The sequence below is a fragment of the Saccharospirillum sp. genome (assembly GCF_040881935.1).
Lineage (GTDB): Bacteria > Pseudomonadota > Gammaproteobacteria > Pseudomonadales > Natronospirillaceae > Saccharospirillum.
The window spans coordinates 20,343-36,381 of sequence record NZ_JBBECH010000056.1 but is presented as its reverse complement, the minus strand read 5'-3'; the positions used below and the strand labels follow the sequence as shown (position 1 = coordinate 36,381).

13 protein-coding genes are annotated in these 16,039 nt (G+C 57.8%); all 13 read right to left on the bottom strand.

Features of this window, described 5'->3' with window-relative positions; genetic code table 11:
• Window positions 1-28: 28 nt before the first annotated feature.
• Window positions 29-946: a UDP-3-O-acyl-N-acetylglucosamine deacetylase gene (gene lpxC / locus WEB54_RS10220; RefSeq protein ID WP_368054828.1), complete on the bottom strand. Its 918-nt coding sequence runs from the start codon at window positions 944-946 to the stop codon at window positions 29-31.
• Between the two features lie 117 nt (window positions 947-1,063).
• Entirely contained in the window at window positions 1,064-2,227 is a 1,164-nt protein-coding gene (gene ftsZ, locus WEB54_RS10215; RefSeq protein WP_368054857.1) for a cell division protein FtsZ, read from the bottom strand.
• A gap of 209 nt (window positions 2,228-2,436) precedes the next feature.
• Window positions 2,437-3,687, bottom strand: coding sequence for a cell division protein FtsA (ftsA, locus tag WEB54_RS10210; RefSeq protein ID WP_368054830.1), 1,251 nt, complete (start codon window positions 3,685-3,687; stop codon window positions 2,437-2,439).
• An 8-nt stretch (window positions 3,688-3,695) separates the two neighbouring features.
• Window positions 3,696-4,484: a cell division protein FtsQ/DivIB gene (locus WEB54_RS10205; protein ID WP_368054832.1), complete on the bottom strand. Its 789-nt coding sequence runs from the start codon at window positions 4,482-4,484 to the stop codon at window positions 3,696-3,698.
• Entirely contained in the window at window positions 4,481-5,440 is a 960-nt protein-coding gene (locus tag WEB54_RS10200; protein ID WP_368054834.1) for a D-alanine--D-alanine ligase, read from the bottom strand. The genes WEB54_RS10205 and WEB54_RS10200 overlap by 4 nt, the downstream gene beginning before the upstream one ends.
• Window positions 5,437-6,882: a UDP-N-acetylmuramate--L-alanine ligase gene (gene murC, locus WEB54_RS10195; RefSeq protein WP_368054836.1), complete on the bottom strand. Its 1,446-nt coding sequence runs from the start codon at window positions 6,880-6,882 to the stop codon at window positions 5,437-5,439. The genes WEB54_RS10200 and murC overlap by 4 nt, the downstream gene beginning before the upstream one ends.
• The gene (gene murG, locus WEB54_RS10190; RefSeq protein ID WP_368054838.1) at window positions 6,879-7,958 is read right to left on the bottom strand and encodes an undecaprenyldiphospho-muramoylpentapeptide beta-N-acetylglucosaminyltransferase; all 1,080 of its coding nucleotides are present in this window, start codon (window positions 7,956-7,958) and stop codon (window positions 6,879-6,881) included. Before murG ends, murC begins: the two co-directional genes overlap by 4 nt.
• Window positions 7,955-9,142, bottom strand: coding sequence for a putative lipid II flippase FtsW (gene ftsW, locus WEB54_RS10185; protein ID WP_368055396.1), 1,188 nt, complete (start codon window positions 9,140-9,142; stop codon window positions 7,955-7,957). Before ftsW ends, murG begins: the two co-directional genes overlap by 4 nt.
• On the bottom strand, window positions 9,139-10,494 hold the full coding sequence (gene murD, locus WEB54_RS10180) for a UDP-N-acetylmuramoyl-L-alanine--D-glutamate ligase (RefSeq protein WP_368055395.1): 1,356 nt from the start codon (window positions 10,492-10,494) through the stop codon (window positions 9,139-9,141). The genes ftsW and murD overlap by 4 nt, the downstream gene beginning before the upstream one ends.
• Before the next feature lies 1 nt (window position 10,495).
• Window positions 10,496-11,581: a phospho-N-acetylmuramoyl-pentapeptide-transferase gene (mraY, locus tag WEB54_RS10175; RefSeq protein WP_368054843.1), complete on the bottom strand. Its 1,086-nt coding sequence runs from the start codon at window positions 11,579-11,581 to the stop codon at window positions 10,496-10,498.
• Entirely contained in the window at window positions 11,581-12,924 is a 1,344-nt protein-coding gene (gene murF, locus WEB54_RS10170) for a UDP-N-acetylmuramoyl-tripeptide--D-alanyl-D-alanine ligase (protein ID WP_368054845.1), read from the bottom strand. The genes mraY and murF overlap by 1 nt, the downstream gene beginning before the upstream one ends.
• Entirely contained in the window at window positions 12,914-14,359 is a 1,446-nt protein-coding gene (locus tag WEB54_RS10165; protein WP_368055392.1) for a UDP-N-acetylmuramoyl-L-alanyl-D-glutamate--2,6-diaminopimelate ligase, read from the bottom strand. Before WEB54_RS10165 ends, murF begins: the two co-directional genes overlap by 11 nt.
• Window positions 14,356-16,023 (bottom strand): peptidoglycan D,D-transpeptidase FtsI family protein, encoded by a 1,668-nt coding sequence (locus WEB54_RS10160; protein WP_368054849.1) that lies wholly within the window; start codon window positions 16,021-16,023, stop codon window positions 14,356-14,358. The genes WEB54_RS10165 and WEB54_RS10160 overlap by 4 nt, the downstream gene beginning before the upstream one ends.
• Window positions 16,024-16,039 lie beyond the last annotated feature (16 nt).

Sequence of the window (16,039 nt, the reverse complement as noted above, 5' to 3'; positions counted from 1 at the left end):
GAACAAGCTGCACGAAAAACATGAACTCTTAGCTTGTTGCAAGCACCGGAGCATAAGCGATGGGCACGGAAGCGGCCTCTTCATTTTCGAAAGTCACGAACTCCCAGGCATCTTCCTGCTTGAGCAAGGCCCGCAGCAGCAAGTTATTCAGGCCATGGCCTGATTTGTAACCGACAAAGCGGCCAATCAGGCTGTGGCCCAGCAAATACAGGTCGCCAACGGCGTCCAGCACTTTGTGCTTGACGAACTCGTCTTCGTATCGAAGCCCATCTTCGTTCAGAATTTTGTAATCGTCAACGGCGATTGCGTTATTCACACTGGCACCCAGTGCCAAATTATTGGCTCTCAGGTACTCGAAATCGCGCATAAAGCCGAAGGTCCGGGCCCGGCTGATCTCTTTCACGAAGGCCGTGGTGGAGAAATCCAGCTCGGCCGTCTGCGACCGGTCGCGAAACACCGGGTGATCGAAATCAATAGTGAAGCGTACAACAAAACCCTCGTAGGGCTCAAACCGGGCAATTTTATCGCCATCTTCCACGATCACCGGCTTCTTGATGCGAATAAATCGTTTTGCCTTACCCTGCTCTTCGATTCCGGCCGACTGCAGCAGAAATACGAAGGGACCGGCACTGCCATCCATAATCGGTACTTCGGCTGCGCTGACTTCTATATAGGCATTATCGATGCCCAAGCCTGCGCAGGCTGACAGCAAATGCTCGACGGTGTCGATGCAGACATCACCCTTAACCAGGGTCGTCGACAAGGTAGTATCGCCCACATTCAGGGCATGGGCAGGAATTTCCACAACCGGATCAAGATCCGTTCGGCAGAAAACGATACCCGTGTCGACGGGCGCAGGTTTTAACGTCAGATACACCTTTTTGCCGGAGTGCAAACCCACCCCTGTGGCACGAATTGGGTTCTTGAGTGTTCTCTGTTTCACCATGCGTTCCGATCCTACTATATGGTTCAGCCAGTCAATCCTGGCTCAACACCGTCAATTTTATCAGGCAAGCATTCTAGCAGAAGCCTGACATCGAACATACGCAATTTCTGTACAGATTCAGTCAGCCTGACGGCGTAAAAAGGCTGGAATATCGAGGTAATCCAGGTCTTTGGCGCTGCGCATAGGCTTGCTCTGTTCTGTCGCAGATTCCACAGGCTTGGCATTACGCACGGCCGTTGGACGGTCGAGCTTTTTATAGTCGACGCTGCCATCGGCTTTGCGAGTATTATCAACCGCTACTTTGGGCTTGGCTGCCATGGCTTCGGCCTGGCCTATACCAGTCGCAACCACGGTGACACGTATTTCATCACCCAATTCCGGATCAATAACTGTGCCAACTACTACAGTCGCATCTTCGGAAGCGAATTCTTCGATGGTATCGCCTACCTGAGTGAATTCGTCCAGTCCCAAATCAACGCCAGCGGAGATGTTTACCAGGATGCCCTTGGCACCATGCAGGTCGACATCTTCAAGCAGCGGGCTGCGAATCGCCATTTCAGCGGCGCGCACGGCACGGTCTTCACCCGAAGCGATACCACTGCCCATCATCGCCATACCCATTTCAGACATCACAGTTCGGACGTCGGCGAAGTCGAGGTTGATGGTACCCGGACGTATGATCAGGTCAGCAACACCCTGAACTGCGTTCAGGAGCACATTATTGGCTTCGGAAAAAGCCTCCAAAAGTGTCACATTCTTACCCAAAACGGTCAGCAGTTTCTCGTTCGGGATGGTGATCAGCGAATCAACATGTTCGCGCAACAGGTCCAGCCCGTCGTTGGCGACCTTCATCCGGCGGCGGCCTTCGAACGGAAACGGCTTGGTAACCACGGCTACGGTCAGGATGCCCAGTTCTTTGGCCACTTCAGCTACAACTGGGGCTGCACCGGTACCCGTACCGCCACCCATGCCAGCAGTGATGAACACCATGTCCGCGCCCTTGAGCACCTCAGCAATGCGCTCACGGTCTTCCAGCGCCGCCTGACGGCCAACGTCCGGATTCGCACCGGCGCCCAGCCCGCGGGTGATGCCATTACCCAACTGTAACTGAGTCGTGGCTTCCACGCCCCGCAACGCCTGGGCATCGGTGTTGGCGCAAATGAACTCAACGCCTTCTATATGCGATTGCAACATATGCCGCACCGCGTTACCGCCGCCGCCGCCGCAACCAAACACCTTTATAACCGCACTTTGCGGCTGTTCGTCGACGAGTGTGAACATATCACCGCCGTTTACTTCCGGATCATAATGTTTCATTTTCCTGCTCCTTCCATTGTTTTAAGAATGGATATTGTTGTTTCAGACCCAAAGGTCTGTGCCCTGAATGTGTGAAGGTCGTCCTGTCTTGGTTGCCACTTAACGACCTGAATGCAGCAACCGTCCTTTTTCAGCTCCAGCGAACCAACCGGAGCGGCTGTTAAAAAGCATGGTTAAAAATTATTAGCCATCCAGCTGCGAAACCGAATCCAGGCGCTCTCTTTGGGCACCTGAGCTTGCTTGCGCACACGAGTGGTCGGTTGTTTGCCACCCTGGAGTTGCTTCAACCCGTATTGCAGCAGGCCAACGCCGGTAGCGTGTATCGGGTTGGAAACCACATCCGACAGGCCCGACACGTTTTGCGGGTAAGCCAGCCGGACGGGTACATGAAACACCTCTTCGGCCAATTCCACCGCGCCTTCCATCTTGGCCGTGCCGCCCGTCAGTACGATACCGGCCGGAATCATGTCTTCGAAGCCGCTACGGCGCAGTTCCGACTTGATCAGGTTGAACAGTTCCTCGTAGCGCGGCTCTACCACTTCGGCCAGGGCCTGACGGGTCAGTTCGCGCGCGCTGCGATCACCCACGCTCGGCACCTTGATGGTTTCGTGCGCCCCGGCCAGTTGAGACAGCGCGCAGGCGTATTTGATCTTGATCTCCTCGGCGTGCTGGGTCGGGGTCGCAAACGCCATCGCAATGTCGTTGGTCACCTGGTCCCCGGCAATCGGAATCACCGCGGTGTGACGAATCGCACCTTCGGTGAAAATCGCCATGTCGGTGGTGCCGCCACCGATATCGACCAGGCAAACGCCCAGTTCGCGCTCATCGTCTGTCAATACGGCCTGGGCGGAGGCGAGTTGTTCGAGAATGATCTGGTCTACTTCCAGGCCACAGCGGCGTACGCATTTATCGATGTTCTGCACCGCATTCTGGGCACCGGTCACCAGATGTACTTTCGCTTCAAGACGCACACCACACATACCCAGCGGCTCTTTGATGCCCTCCTGGGAATCGATGATGTATTCCTGCGGCAAAATATGCAGAATCCGCTGGTCAGCCGGAATGGCCACGGCCTGGGCCGCATCGATCACGCGCTCAAGGTCGGCTTCGATCACCTCCTTTTCCTTGATCGCAACAATGCCATGGCTGTTCAGGCTGCTGATGTGACTGCCCGCGATACCGACATAAACAGAATGTATGTCGCAGCCAGACATCAATTCAGCTTCCTCAACGGCGCGCTGAATACTCTGGACGGTGGACTCTATATTCACCACCACCCCTTTTTTCAAACCGCGAGACGGGTGTGACCCCAGGCCAACAATTTCAATGCCGCCTTCGGCCGTCACCGTACCCACGATAGCGACGACCTTGGATGTGCCAATATCCAGACCGACGATCAATTTTCCCTGAAACGGCGATGTCATCTCTCACCTCATACCGATGGTTCAGAAGATGCCCGGTGCCCGACGGCCAGACCGTTCGGATACCGCGCATCAATGTATTCAATCGTGTCGGGGGCTACGCCCTCTGCATTCAGCAGCACAACCACCCGACGTGTTCTTGCCAGCATGTCTTTGGAGCCCAACTCGACCTCGATGCCACTGTCCAGCGTCACCGTCCATGCACCACGACGGTGCATATGAACACCATTAAGCCGCTGGCCTGCACCGGAAAATACCCGGCTGAACTGCAGGTACTGCTCCATCACCCGCTTGGCGGCCGCATTCGGCCCATTCAATTCCGCCAATACCAGCTCGGCTACCGGGCGACTCAACGGCTCGCCGTCGCTGTTCAACACCTGATCCCCGTTCCAGCGTGCCACCGGTTCGTGCTCGGTGACGGCCAGTTGCAACCGGTCGGGCCAGGCTTTGGTGACGCTTACCTCGGCAATCCACGGCAGCTGTTCCAGCCTTTGCTGCACGTCACCCGGCGCGATGGTCAGCAAGCTACGGCCCCGAAACGATTCCATCACTGCGTCCAGCCGCGCCCGGTCTTCGTACACCAGAATTTCATTCACTTCCCAGGTGGTCACGGCCATGGGGCGCCAATCCCGCGCCAGATCCTGATGCGCTACCCAGCGTCCACCGACAACCAATACCGCAATGACCAAACCAGCACCCAGCGCCTGCGCAGTAAGGCGCAATGCCCGCCGCCAGTCGCGTGGCGGCTTGCTGGGCTTGCGCGGCACAGCGCCCTGACCGCGTCGTTTATAATCCGTCACGCCCGCTGCTCCGGTACCGTCGCCAGAATGCGGTGCATCAACTTCGGCAGCGGCCAGCCATGCGCCACCGACGCTTTCGGCACCAGGCTGTGGTCAGTCATGCCCGGAATGGTGTTTACCTCCAGCACAAAGGGCTGACCGGCGCTGTCCATCATCAGGTCGACCCGACCCCACCCCTGGCAGCCCAGCGCCTGGAACGCTTTAATGGAGAGAGCTTGTACCTCTGCTTCCATCGCTTCCGACAATCCCGAAGGCAACGCATACTGGGTATCGTCAGAAATATATTTGGCGTTGTAGTCATAAAACCCGGACGCTGGCTGCAGGCCAATGACCGGCAACGCCTGATCACCGATTACCGCTACGGTGTATTCTTTACCCATCACAAACTGTTCGATCATGACTTCGGTATCGAACCGGAATGCCAGCGCGCAGGCTTCACTCAGGCCAGAGGCATCCTCGACCCGGCTCATGCCAATGCTCGAACCCTCGTGCACCGGCTTCACCATTACCGGGTATTCAAGTTGGTTGGCCAGAGCGGCGCATTCTTCGGCCGAGCGCACCACCGCAAAGGGTGGCGTGGCGATCTGGGCACTGCCAAACACCCACTTGCTGCGCAATTTATCCATAGCCAGCGCCGAGGCCAGCACACCGCTGCCGACGTAAGGAATGCCCAACCACTCCAGCAAACCTTGCAGCGTACCGTCTTCCCCACCGCGGCCGTGCAGTACCGGGAACACCACATCCAGTTCAGTGGTTTGCAACCAGTTGATCAGCGCGGCGCGGCCAGTAACGTCGTGTTCTGCGACCTGATATCCCGCTTCATTCAGCGCCCTGATTACCGTGCGGCCACTGCCCAGAGCGACGTCGCGCTCAGCCGACAGCCCTCCGTACACCACGCCTACCCGTGGGAAACGACGCAGGGTTGCAGCACTGTTGTCGATGACCGCCCGAGTCATGATTTGAACCCCAGCTTTGCGGCGGCAATGTCAGCCGATAACGCCCCGACATCACCCGCACCTTGCGTCAACAGGATGTCACCGGCATGCAGTACGTCCGGCAAAATCTCCAGCACTTTCTCTTTGTGTTCGATAAAAATCGGGTCTACCCGGCCACGCAGTCGAATGCTGCGGCTAAGGCTGCGGCCATCGGCACCAGCAATGGTCTCCTCACCCGCCGGATACACATCCAGCAACAGCAACACATCGACCTTCGACAACACATCGACGAAGTCTTCATACAAATCACGTGTGCGGCTAAAACGATGCGGTTGAAACATCACCACCAGTCGCCGGTCCGGCCAGCCCTGGCGAATGGCATCGAAGGTCACTTCCAGTTCACGCGGATGATGTCCATAATCGTCGACCAGCATCACTTCACCACCGGGCACCGGGTATTCACCCTGCAACTGAAACCGCCGACCGACCCCTTCAAAGCCATTCAACCCCTGGCAAATGGCGTCGTCGGTCATGCCTTCATCGGTCGTGACTGCGACCACCGCCAAGGCATTCATCACGTTGTGCATACCGGGCATGTGCAACACGATGTCCAGCGGCTCATGCCCGCTTGGCCGGTGCACCCGGAACTCAGTGCGGCCGCTGATCTGACGGACATCCACGGCCCGGTAGTCGGCGTCTGAGCCCAGCCCGTAGGTCACAAACTGGCGCGACAGGCGCGGCAGAATGGACTGAATGTGCTCATCATCGGCGCAGAGCACAGCCAGGCCGTAAAACGGCAGGTTGTGCAGAAACTGGATGTAGGTGTCCTTAAGCTTTTCGAAATCGCCCTCGTAGGTATCCATATGATCGGCATCGATGTTGGTAACGACCGCCGTCATCGGCTGCAGATGCAGGAAGGACGCATCGCTTTCATCGGCTTCGGCTACCAGATAGCGGCTCGTACCCAGGCGGGCATTGCTGCCCGCACTGTTTAGCTTGCCACCGATTACAAAAGTCGGGTCAAAACCACCCTGGGCCATGACCGACGCCATCAGCGATGTTGTCGTGGTTTTGCCGTGGGCACCCGCAATGGCAATGCCATGCCGGTAGCGCATCAGTTCGGCCAGCATTTCAGCCCGGCGAACCACAGGAATACGGCGATCCAGAGCCCACTTTACTTCCGGGTTGAGCGGGTTGATGGCGCTGGATACAACCACGACATCGGCACCGGCAACGTTGTTTTCGTCGTGACCGATAAAGACGGTGACGCCCATGGCAGCCAACCGTTCGGTAGTGACACTGTCTTTCAGGTCCGACCCGCTGATGTTATAGCCCTGGTTGTGCAACACCTCGGCGATGCCACACATGCCGACGCCGCCGATGCCAATAAAGTGAATGCGACGTATGCGGCGCATTTCGGGAATCGGGAATTCCTGTTCGTTGTTCAGATCCAGGCGTGTCATGCCGCATTCTCCACTGCCAATTCGTTAATCACGGAAACCACACGGTGTGCGGAATCCCGTATGCCACAGCGCCAACTGTTCGTGGCCCGGGCTTTCAATTCTGTTCGGTGGCTGTGCCAGTAAGCCAGGCGTTCCGCCAACCAGGCAGCGGTAAAGTCCGCCTGGTCAATCAATTCAGCGGCCTGTTCATCCACCAGCCATTGCGCATTGCGGTATTGCTGCCGGTCCCGGTGCCAGGGGTAAGGCACCAGAATGCTGTAGGCACCCACGGCGGCCAGTTCCGACACCGTTGATGCACCGCTGCGGCAAACCACCAGATCGGCCCAGGCATAGGCCCTGGCCATATCATCAATAAATTCGACCACGCTGCCGTCGACTCCGGCAGCGTGATAATCGGCCAGGGTCGCCTCAACCTTGTCACGACCCGCCTGATGCCAGAGTTCAGGCCGTGCCGTCTGGGACAACTGAGCAACCGCCCGGGGAACCACTTCGTTCAGCGCCTGAGCGCCCTGGCTACCACCCATCACCAGCACTCTCAGACGGCGATGTCCGCCGAGGCCGCGCTGGACCGGTTCGGCCAGTGCCAGCAAGGCTTGGCGCACCGGGTTACCCACAACGTCGACATCACCGGTAAAGGTGCCGGGAAAAGCCTGTAATACCCGGGTAGCACTCCCGGCAAGGCGCGCATTGGTCAGACCGGGAATGCCATTTTGTTCATGTAATACCAGCGGCACTCGCCGCATCAGGGCCGCCAAACCACCCGGAGCTGAGGCGTAGCCACCAAAACCGACAACCACAGCGGGGCGCAACCGGCCCATCACTGACCAGGCTTGCAGCAACGCACGAATCAGGTTCAGTGGCGCCAGCAGCTTGCGTATCAGGCCACCACCCTGCCAGGCCGAAACCGACAAAGCATGAAGGTCATAACCCGCCCTGGGCACCAGTGTCATTTCCATGCCCCGGCGTGCGCCCAGCCAGCTCACGGCATAACCCGCTTCCTGCAGCGCCTCGGCGACGGCCATGGCGGGAAAGATATGCCCACCGGTACCGCCCGCCATAATCAATACCCGCTTCATGAAGCCCCCTTGGCGCTCATGCGCAAGGTTTCGCCATAAACGCGATTGACCAGCGCCACCAGCGCCATGCAAACCAGTAAACTGGTGCCACCAGCACTCACAAACGGCAAGGTCAGCCCTTTGGTAGGCAGCAAGCCGGTGTTCACGCCGACGTTGATAAAGATCTGGATTGAAAACAGCATCGCGATGCCGTAGCTGACAAAGGCACCAAACAAATACCCTTTTTGTTCAGCCAGCCGACCAATGGCAAACATCCGGTAGATGAGTGCTGTAAACAGCGCCAGCACGGTCATGACCCCGACCAGGCCCAACTCTTCACCGATAATGGCCAGAATAAAATCGTTATGAGCTTCCGGCAGGTAGAACAGTTTCTGCATGGAATTACCCAGGCCAACACCGAACCATTCGCCCCGGCCAAAGGCGATTAAAGACTGGGTCAACTGATAGCCACTGCCATAGACATTCTCTTCCGACCAGGGGTCCATGAACGACATCAGTCGTTGCACCCGGTAGCTCTGCGCAAAGGCCATCAGGGTCACGGCACCTGCAGCGGCGAGCACGGCCAGGAAAAACTGCCCGGCTTTAACGCCGCCCAGAAACAGCATGCCGAGGATGGTACCAATGACCACAACCACGGTGCCGAAATCCGGTTCCAGCAACAGCAGGACCACCATGATCGACATGACCAATAACGGTTTCACAAACCCGGACAGACGATTGATAACTTCGTCACGGCGCCGCACCAGATAGGAGGCCACATACAGAATCATGGCAACTTTGCCCAGCTCGGAGGGCTGAAACCCTATCGGACCCAGATCGATCCAGCGCCAGCTGCCCTTAACTTCCCGGCCAATGCCCGGAATAAGCACCAGCACCAGCAGAACCATGGCCAACACCAGCAGCAACCAACTGAAGGATTGCCACAAACGCATCGGCACCGCGCTGACCAGGTAAGCAAGACCCAACCCAAGCACCATGTATATAAAGTGGCGCAACACAAAGTGATGTGGCACGCCAAAGGTCTGTTCACTGACGTCGATGGACGCCGAGCCGATCATCACCAGACCAATCAGCAACAATGCCATGCTGGTTCCCAGCAACATTCGATCGGGTTGCCACAAAGGCTGGTAGGCCACGGCCAGACGACCGGACAGCAACGGCAAAGCATTCGCCTGAGCCGTCATAGGCGCGCCTCCACCCAGGACCGGAAGACATCACCCCGATGCTGAAAATCGTTGAACTGATCGAAACTGGCACAGGCGGGCGACAGCAGAACAATGTCGCCAGCAACGGACTCGGCCTCGGCTCCGGCCAATGCCTGTTCCATTGTCTCCACGCAGTACACGCTGCCACCCTGATCCCCGACCGCCAGTGCCGCTACGATCTGCGCCTGATCCTGACCAAATACCCAGGACGACTTGCACAACTGTGCGACCGGCCCCCGCAGCGGGCTAAAATCAGCGCCTTTACCCTGGCCACCGAGCAATAGAATCAGACGCCCCGGATGGTCCCGGCCCAGGCCCTCCACGGCCGCCAGGGTAGCGCCCACATTGGTGCCTTTCGAGTCATTCACAAACTGAACGCCGTTGATCGACCCGACCGGTTCACAGCGGTGCGGCAAGCCTTTGAACTGACGCAATGAGGCGACAATGGCGTCATGGTCGAGGCCTATGACATCGGCCAGCGCCATAACAGCCAGCGCATTATTACGATTATGGCGGCCAGGCAACGCAACCTCGCTCGCCTTAAGCCAGGCTTCCTGACCACGAGCCAGCCAGGCCTCGCCATCGCGCTCCAGAACCCCAAACTGCTTCAGATCGGGCTGACCCAGACCAAAAGACGTTTGAGCAACGCCGCTCGGTAACAACGGTGCGGTCAAAGGATCGTCCCGGTTAAAAACAGCGTGGCGGCAGCCAAAATAAATGCGCTGCTTGGTTTGCTGGTAGGCCGCAAAGCTTGGGTAACGGTCTTGATGGTCTTCGGATACGTTCAGCACCGTGGCCACATCAGCGCGCAATGGCCCGACCAGTTCAAGCTGAAAACTCGACAGCTCCAGAATCGCCAGATCAACCGGTTGATCCAGCAAGGTCAACGCTGGCTGACCAAGATTGCCACCGACAACGTGGGACATTCCCGCGTGCCGGGCAACGTCAGCCACCCAACTGGTCACGGTCGATTTGGCGTTGGAACCTGTGATCAGCACCGTACGCCCCTGGTGCGCCTGACAAAACAGCTCAATGTCACTACTCAACCGAACGCCATTGGCCAGTGCGGCTTGGACAGCAGGCGTCGATAGCGGCACACCCGGGCTCATCACCAGTACGTCTGCGCGAATCATGACATCGGCATCAAAGCCACCCAGAGTGACTTCGATGTCCGGAAACTCCGCACGCAGCGTATCGAGCCCGGGCGGCGTTTGCCGACTGTCGATCACCGAGCACAACTTGCCCTGTGCCGACAAATAACGGACACACGACAGCCCGGTAACCCCAAGGCCCACGACCAAATACTGTGTGTCTGCCGCTATCAGTGTCATATCAGCGAATCTTCAACGTTGCCAAACCGATCAGCACCAGAATCACGGTGATGATCCAGAAACGAACAATGACCCGGGGCTCGGGCCAGCCTTTTAATTCATAGTGGTGGTGCAAGGGCGCCATCCGAAAAATGCGTCTGCCGGTCAGTTTGTAGGATGCGACCTGCAAAATGACCGATACCGTCTCAGCGACAAAGACACCCCCCATAATGAACAGCACCAGTTCCTGCCGAACGATCACCGCCATAACGCCGAGACAAGCACCCAGCGCCAGCGAGCCAACGTCGCCCATGAACACCTGCGCCGGGTAGGTGTTGAACCACAGAAAGCCCAGCCCGGCACCGACCAGTGAACCGCAAATGATGATCAGCTCCCCTGCACCTGGCACATAGGGGATCTGCAAATATTCCGAATACACTGTATTGCCACCGACGTAGGCCAGCACGCCCAGTGCGCCACCGACCAGTACCGTGGGCAGAATGGCCAGGCCGTCGAGGCCATCGGTCAGGTTGACCGCATTGGATGTGCCGACAATAACGAAATAGGCCAACACCACAAAAAACCCGCCAAGAACGATGGCAATGTTCTTGAAAAACGGCACATACAAAGTGTTCGCCACAATGTAATCCCCCGACGCCCAGAACAACGCCAGGGCGCCGCCCAGGCCAACCACCGACTGCCACAAATATTTCCAACGGGCCGGTAACCCGCGGCTGTTGCGCTTGACCACCTTGCGGTAATCATCGACCCAGCCAATGGCGCCGAACCCGGCGGTAACCAGCACCGTAATCCAGATGTAGTAATTGCCAAGATCAGCCCACAACAGCGTGGAAACGATGATCGACACGAGAATCAGGGCACCGCCCATGGTCGGCGTACCGGCCTTGCTCAAATGACTTTGTGGCCCATCGGTGCGCACCGATTGTCCGATCTGGTATTGACGCAGCGTCCGAATCAGCCAGGGGCCCAGAATCAGTGATACGCCGAGGGCCGTCAGCACTCCAAAAATGGCTCTCAGTGTGAGGTACTGCAACACACCGAAGCCGGAATGGAGCTGAATGAGGTACTGTGTCAACCAAACAAACATCAAGGTTTCCTTTTCAGGGTTTCTACGACCCGTTCCATGCCTGCACTGCGTGATCCCTTCACCAGTACTGCGGTGGCTTTCGTCAACCGGGATGACAACGCATCCAGCAATTGCGCTATGGTTTCAAACGACTGACCGCCAAACGCCTCGGCGGTCGCGACTGACTCAGACCCGACAGTCCAGAGCGACTGAATCCGACCCCGGGCATAAACGCCCAGATCGTGGTGCAGGGCCTGACTATTGGCTCCGAGCTCACCCATATCACCCAGAATCAACAAGGTATCGCTGCCCTGTTCTGCCAGCACATCAATGGCGGCTTTTACCGACGCCGGGCTGGCGTTATAGGCATCGTGAATCAGCATGCCACCGTGCCGGGACATCAATGGTTCAAGACGGCCGGGCTCCGGTTGCATCTGCGATAAGCCTTCGGCGATATCCAGCGGTGAAACGCCCGCCAGGTAGGCAGTTGCCGCCGCTGCGGCTGCATTCAGCGCCATGTGCTTGCCCAGCATTGGCCAGGACACCGAGATATCACCATCGGGTAACGACAGGGTAAATTCACTGCCGGCACCGGCGGCCTGGAATGACAACAAACAGACATCAGCCCGACTGTGCTGCCCAAAACTGATGACCCGACGATCATCAGCCCGTTTCAGCCAGCCCTGATAACCCTGATCGTCGTGGTTCAGCACACAGCCACCATCGCGCTCGGTACCTTCCAGGATCTCGCCTTTGGCTTGCCGAACCTTATCAAGCCCGCCAAAACCGCCTGCGTGTGCTTCAGAAGCGTTTAGCAACAAGCTGATGTGCGGCCGCGAAAAACGCGTCATCCACTCAATCTCGCCAACAGCGCTGGCGCCCATTTCAAGCAGAACGCGCTGGTGCTGATCGCTCAGGCGGAACCAGGTTTTGGGCACACCGATATCGTTGTTAAAGTTGCCTTGCGTCGCCAGCAAACCAGGCTGCTGGCTAAAAATGTGCTGCAGCATCGAGCGAGTGGAGGTTTTGCCAGCGCTGCCGGTTATCGCCACCACCTGACCGTCAAAGGCATTGCGCAGCAGGCCGGCCAACAAACCCAGCGCCTTGCGCGTATCATCGACAACGACTTGCGGGACCGGGCACTCGGCCAGCGCCTGCTGCACAACAATGGCCGACGCCTGCTTTTGAAGGGCCGTCGGTACATAGCTGTGGCCATCGAACTGTTCACCGACCAGCGCCACATACGCATCCCCGGCGTTAACGGTGCGGCTATCGGTTGAAATCTCGGTAATAATCTGGTCTTCGCCAATCAGCGTTCCCTGACAGGCAGAGGCCCACTGACTCAGTGTCGGGTTACTCCACATTATGCACCTCCTGCCATGCCAGTACCGTGTCCTGATCGGAAAACGGATGCCGCGTACCGTTAATTTCCTGGTAGGCTTCATGGCCTTTACCTGCAATCAACAAGACATCCCCGGAACCGCAACGCGCCAGCGTTTGTTCGATGGCCGAACGCCGATCCGGAATGTCAGTCACCTGTACAGGTCGTGCAAAACCCTGACGAATATCGGCCAGAATTGCCGCAGAATTTTCACCTCGGGGGTTGTCGTCAGTAACCACTACAAAGTCAGCACCCTGTTCCGCGGCAACAGCCATTTCCGGTCGTTTTCCGGCATCACGATCTCCGCCACAACCGAAAATCACACCCAGGCGGCCAGACACATGGTCCCGACAAGCCGCCAGGGCTTTGGCCAGGGCATCTGGCGTGTGAGCGTAATCAACGACCACAGTCAGGCCAGAGCTCAGGGTCAGTTTTTCCATACGACCCTTAACCGGGCGCAGAGTCGACAACACGCGCGCGGCGGTCGACAGCGGTACCGACTCCGACAACAGCACCGAAAAGGCCGCCAGGGCGTTGCTCAGATTAAACTGACCGAGCAACGGCAAATTCAACTCGGTTTCCCCCCAGGGCGTGGCGACCACCGCATCAATGCCACCCGGATGACACTGATGCGATACCACGCGAACATCAGCCCGCTGCGCATGACCAAAGGTAAGGACCCGCTCGGCACGAATGCTGTCGAGGTGCTGCTGCACCCAGGCGTCGTCGAGGTTCACAATCGCATTCACCAGGCCCGGCCACTGCAGTAGAGTCCACTTGGCGTTGCCATAGGCTTCCATGGTGCCGTGATAGTCGAGATGGTCGCGACTCAGATTGGTGAATACGGCCGTCTTGTAATGAATACCGGCAACCCGGCCCTGATCGAGACCGTGCGACGACACTTCCATCGCACAGAAACGCCCACCCTGACCCCGCTGGCGAGCCAGTTCACGATGCAGTCGCACCACATCCGGCGTTGTATTCAGTGTTTCCTGCAAGGCGCCCCACAGCCCCTGACCGTTAGTGCCAATGATGCCGCAACGCTTGCCCAGATAATCCAGCGATTGGGCAATGTACTGACAGGTCGAGGTCTTGCCGTTGGTGCCGGTAACACCAATTAACTGAAGTTGCTCGCTGGGTGCCTGATAAAAGTCATGCGCCAAATCACCCAGGCGAGCCCGCAAATCGGACATCACCACGACAGGCACTGGAACATTTTCCACCGGATGTTCAGCAATCACGGCCACAGCACCGGCTTTGACCGCTGCGTCGATATAATCGTGACCGTCAAAGGCCGCGCCTTTCAGGGCGATGAACACATCATTGCGGCCCACTTCACGGCTATCGAGCGTCAGGTCCCGTACTGCAAGATTTGATAACTCGGGAAACCCGGGCAAGCCAATACGCAGAGGCATCATTGGTCATCCTCCATGCGGGCCTGGGGCGGAATCTGGTCGGGCTCGACGCCCAGCAGTGGCAAAGCCTGGCGCATAATACCGCTGAACACCGGCGCGGCAACACGACCCCCGTAATAGGCGTCTGACGGGGGCTCGTTAATCACCACGACCGTCACGACTTCTGGGTTCTGTACCGGTGCCACGCCGACAAAGGTCGACATATAGCGATCATCAATATAGCCCTCGCCACCGACTTTATGCACGGTACCGGTTTTACCCGCGACACTATACCAGTCCAGTGCAGCCGCGGTGCCAGTACCACTGGGTTGCACCACGGTCTCCATCATTGCCAATACCTGACGGGAAATCTCCTCAGACAGCACCTGAGGACCAGTTTCAATGGGAGCGTCCATCAGAATTCGGGCGTTGACCCTATGTCCGCCGTTGGCCAGGGTCGAATACGCTTGGGCCAGTTGCAGTGGGGTCACAGCAATACCATAGCCATAGGCCATCGATGCCTGCTCAACCGGCCGCCATTCAACCTGATTAGGCAACCGGCCTACGGCTTCGCCCGGGTAGCCGATCGCGGTGCTCTGGCCCAGACCCAGCGCATAAAGCATGTCCCAGATATCCTGACCCTCCAGTTGCAAGGCGACCCTGGCCATGCCGATGTTGCTCGACTTAGTGATGATGTCGGTCAGATCCAATTCACCGTAATTGCGAAAATCGCGAATGGTGTAGGTACCCAGCTTCATATACCCAGGGCTCGTATCAATCACGGTATCCGGCTGAAACTGGCCACTTTGCAGGGCTACTGCCATGCTAATAGGCTTCATCACCGAGCCCGGTTCAAACTGGTCGGTCATGGCACGGTTGCGCATGGAGGCTGGCGACATACTCGCCCGGTTGTTGGGGTTGAAGCCGGGCTGATTCACCATCGCCAGCACATCACCGGTGTGCACGTCCATCACCACCACCGAACCACCCGTTGCACCCATTTGGGTAACGGCTTTTTTCAGTTCGCGATACGCCAGGTACTGCAACCGAAGATCAATGGTCAGACTCAGATCGCGACCGGCTTTGGGCGCTTCAAGCTCACCAACATCGCGCACCGAACGGCCGATCAGGTCCCGTATGACTTCTTTTTTACCGGCCCGGGACTGCAACTGACGGTCATAGGCCAGCTCAATGCCTTCCTGTCCGCGATCATCAATATCGGTAATACCGACAACATGGCTGGCCACTTCGCCCGCCGGGTAGTAGCGCTTGTACTCCGTCAGGCCATAAACGCCGGGAATTTCCAGCGCCAGAATCTCCTCCGCCTCAGCTGGCGCCAAATGACGGGTTACGTACATAAAAGCACGATGTTGCTGACGCCTGGCGGCCAGAGTAAGTTCGCTCACATCGGAGGCTTCGGCCAGGCGACCGAGATCGGATGCGCTCAGTTCACGCGGGTCTGCCCAGACAGATACCACGGGCGTACTAACAGCCACCGGCTCGCCATGACGATCGGTCAGCATGCCGCGTGGCGCGTTAATAACCTCAACACGCTGCCAGCGCGACGTACCCTGATCGATCAGAAACTCTTTATCGAGCACCTGCAAACTGAGCACACGCCAAACCACCACCGCCAGCAGAGCCAGCAGTACGATTTGGACGAAATGAAAGCGCCAGTTTGCCAACATAGTATTTTTCAGTGTC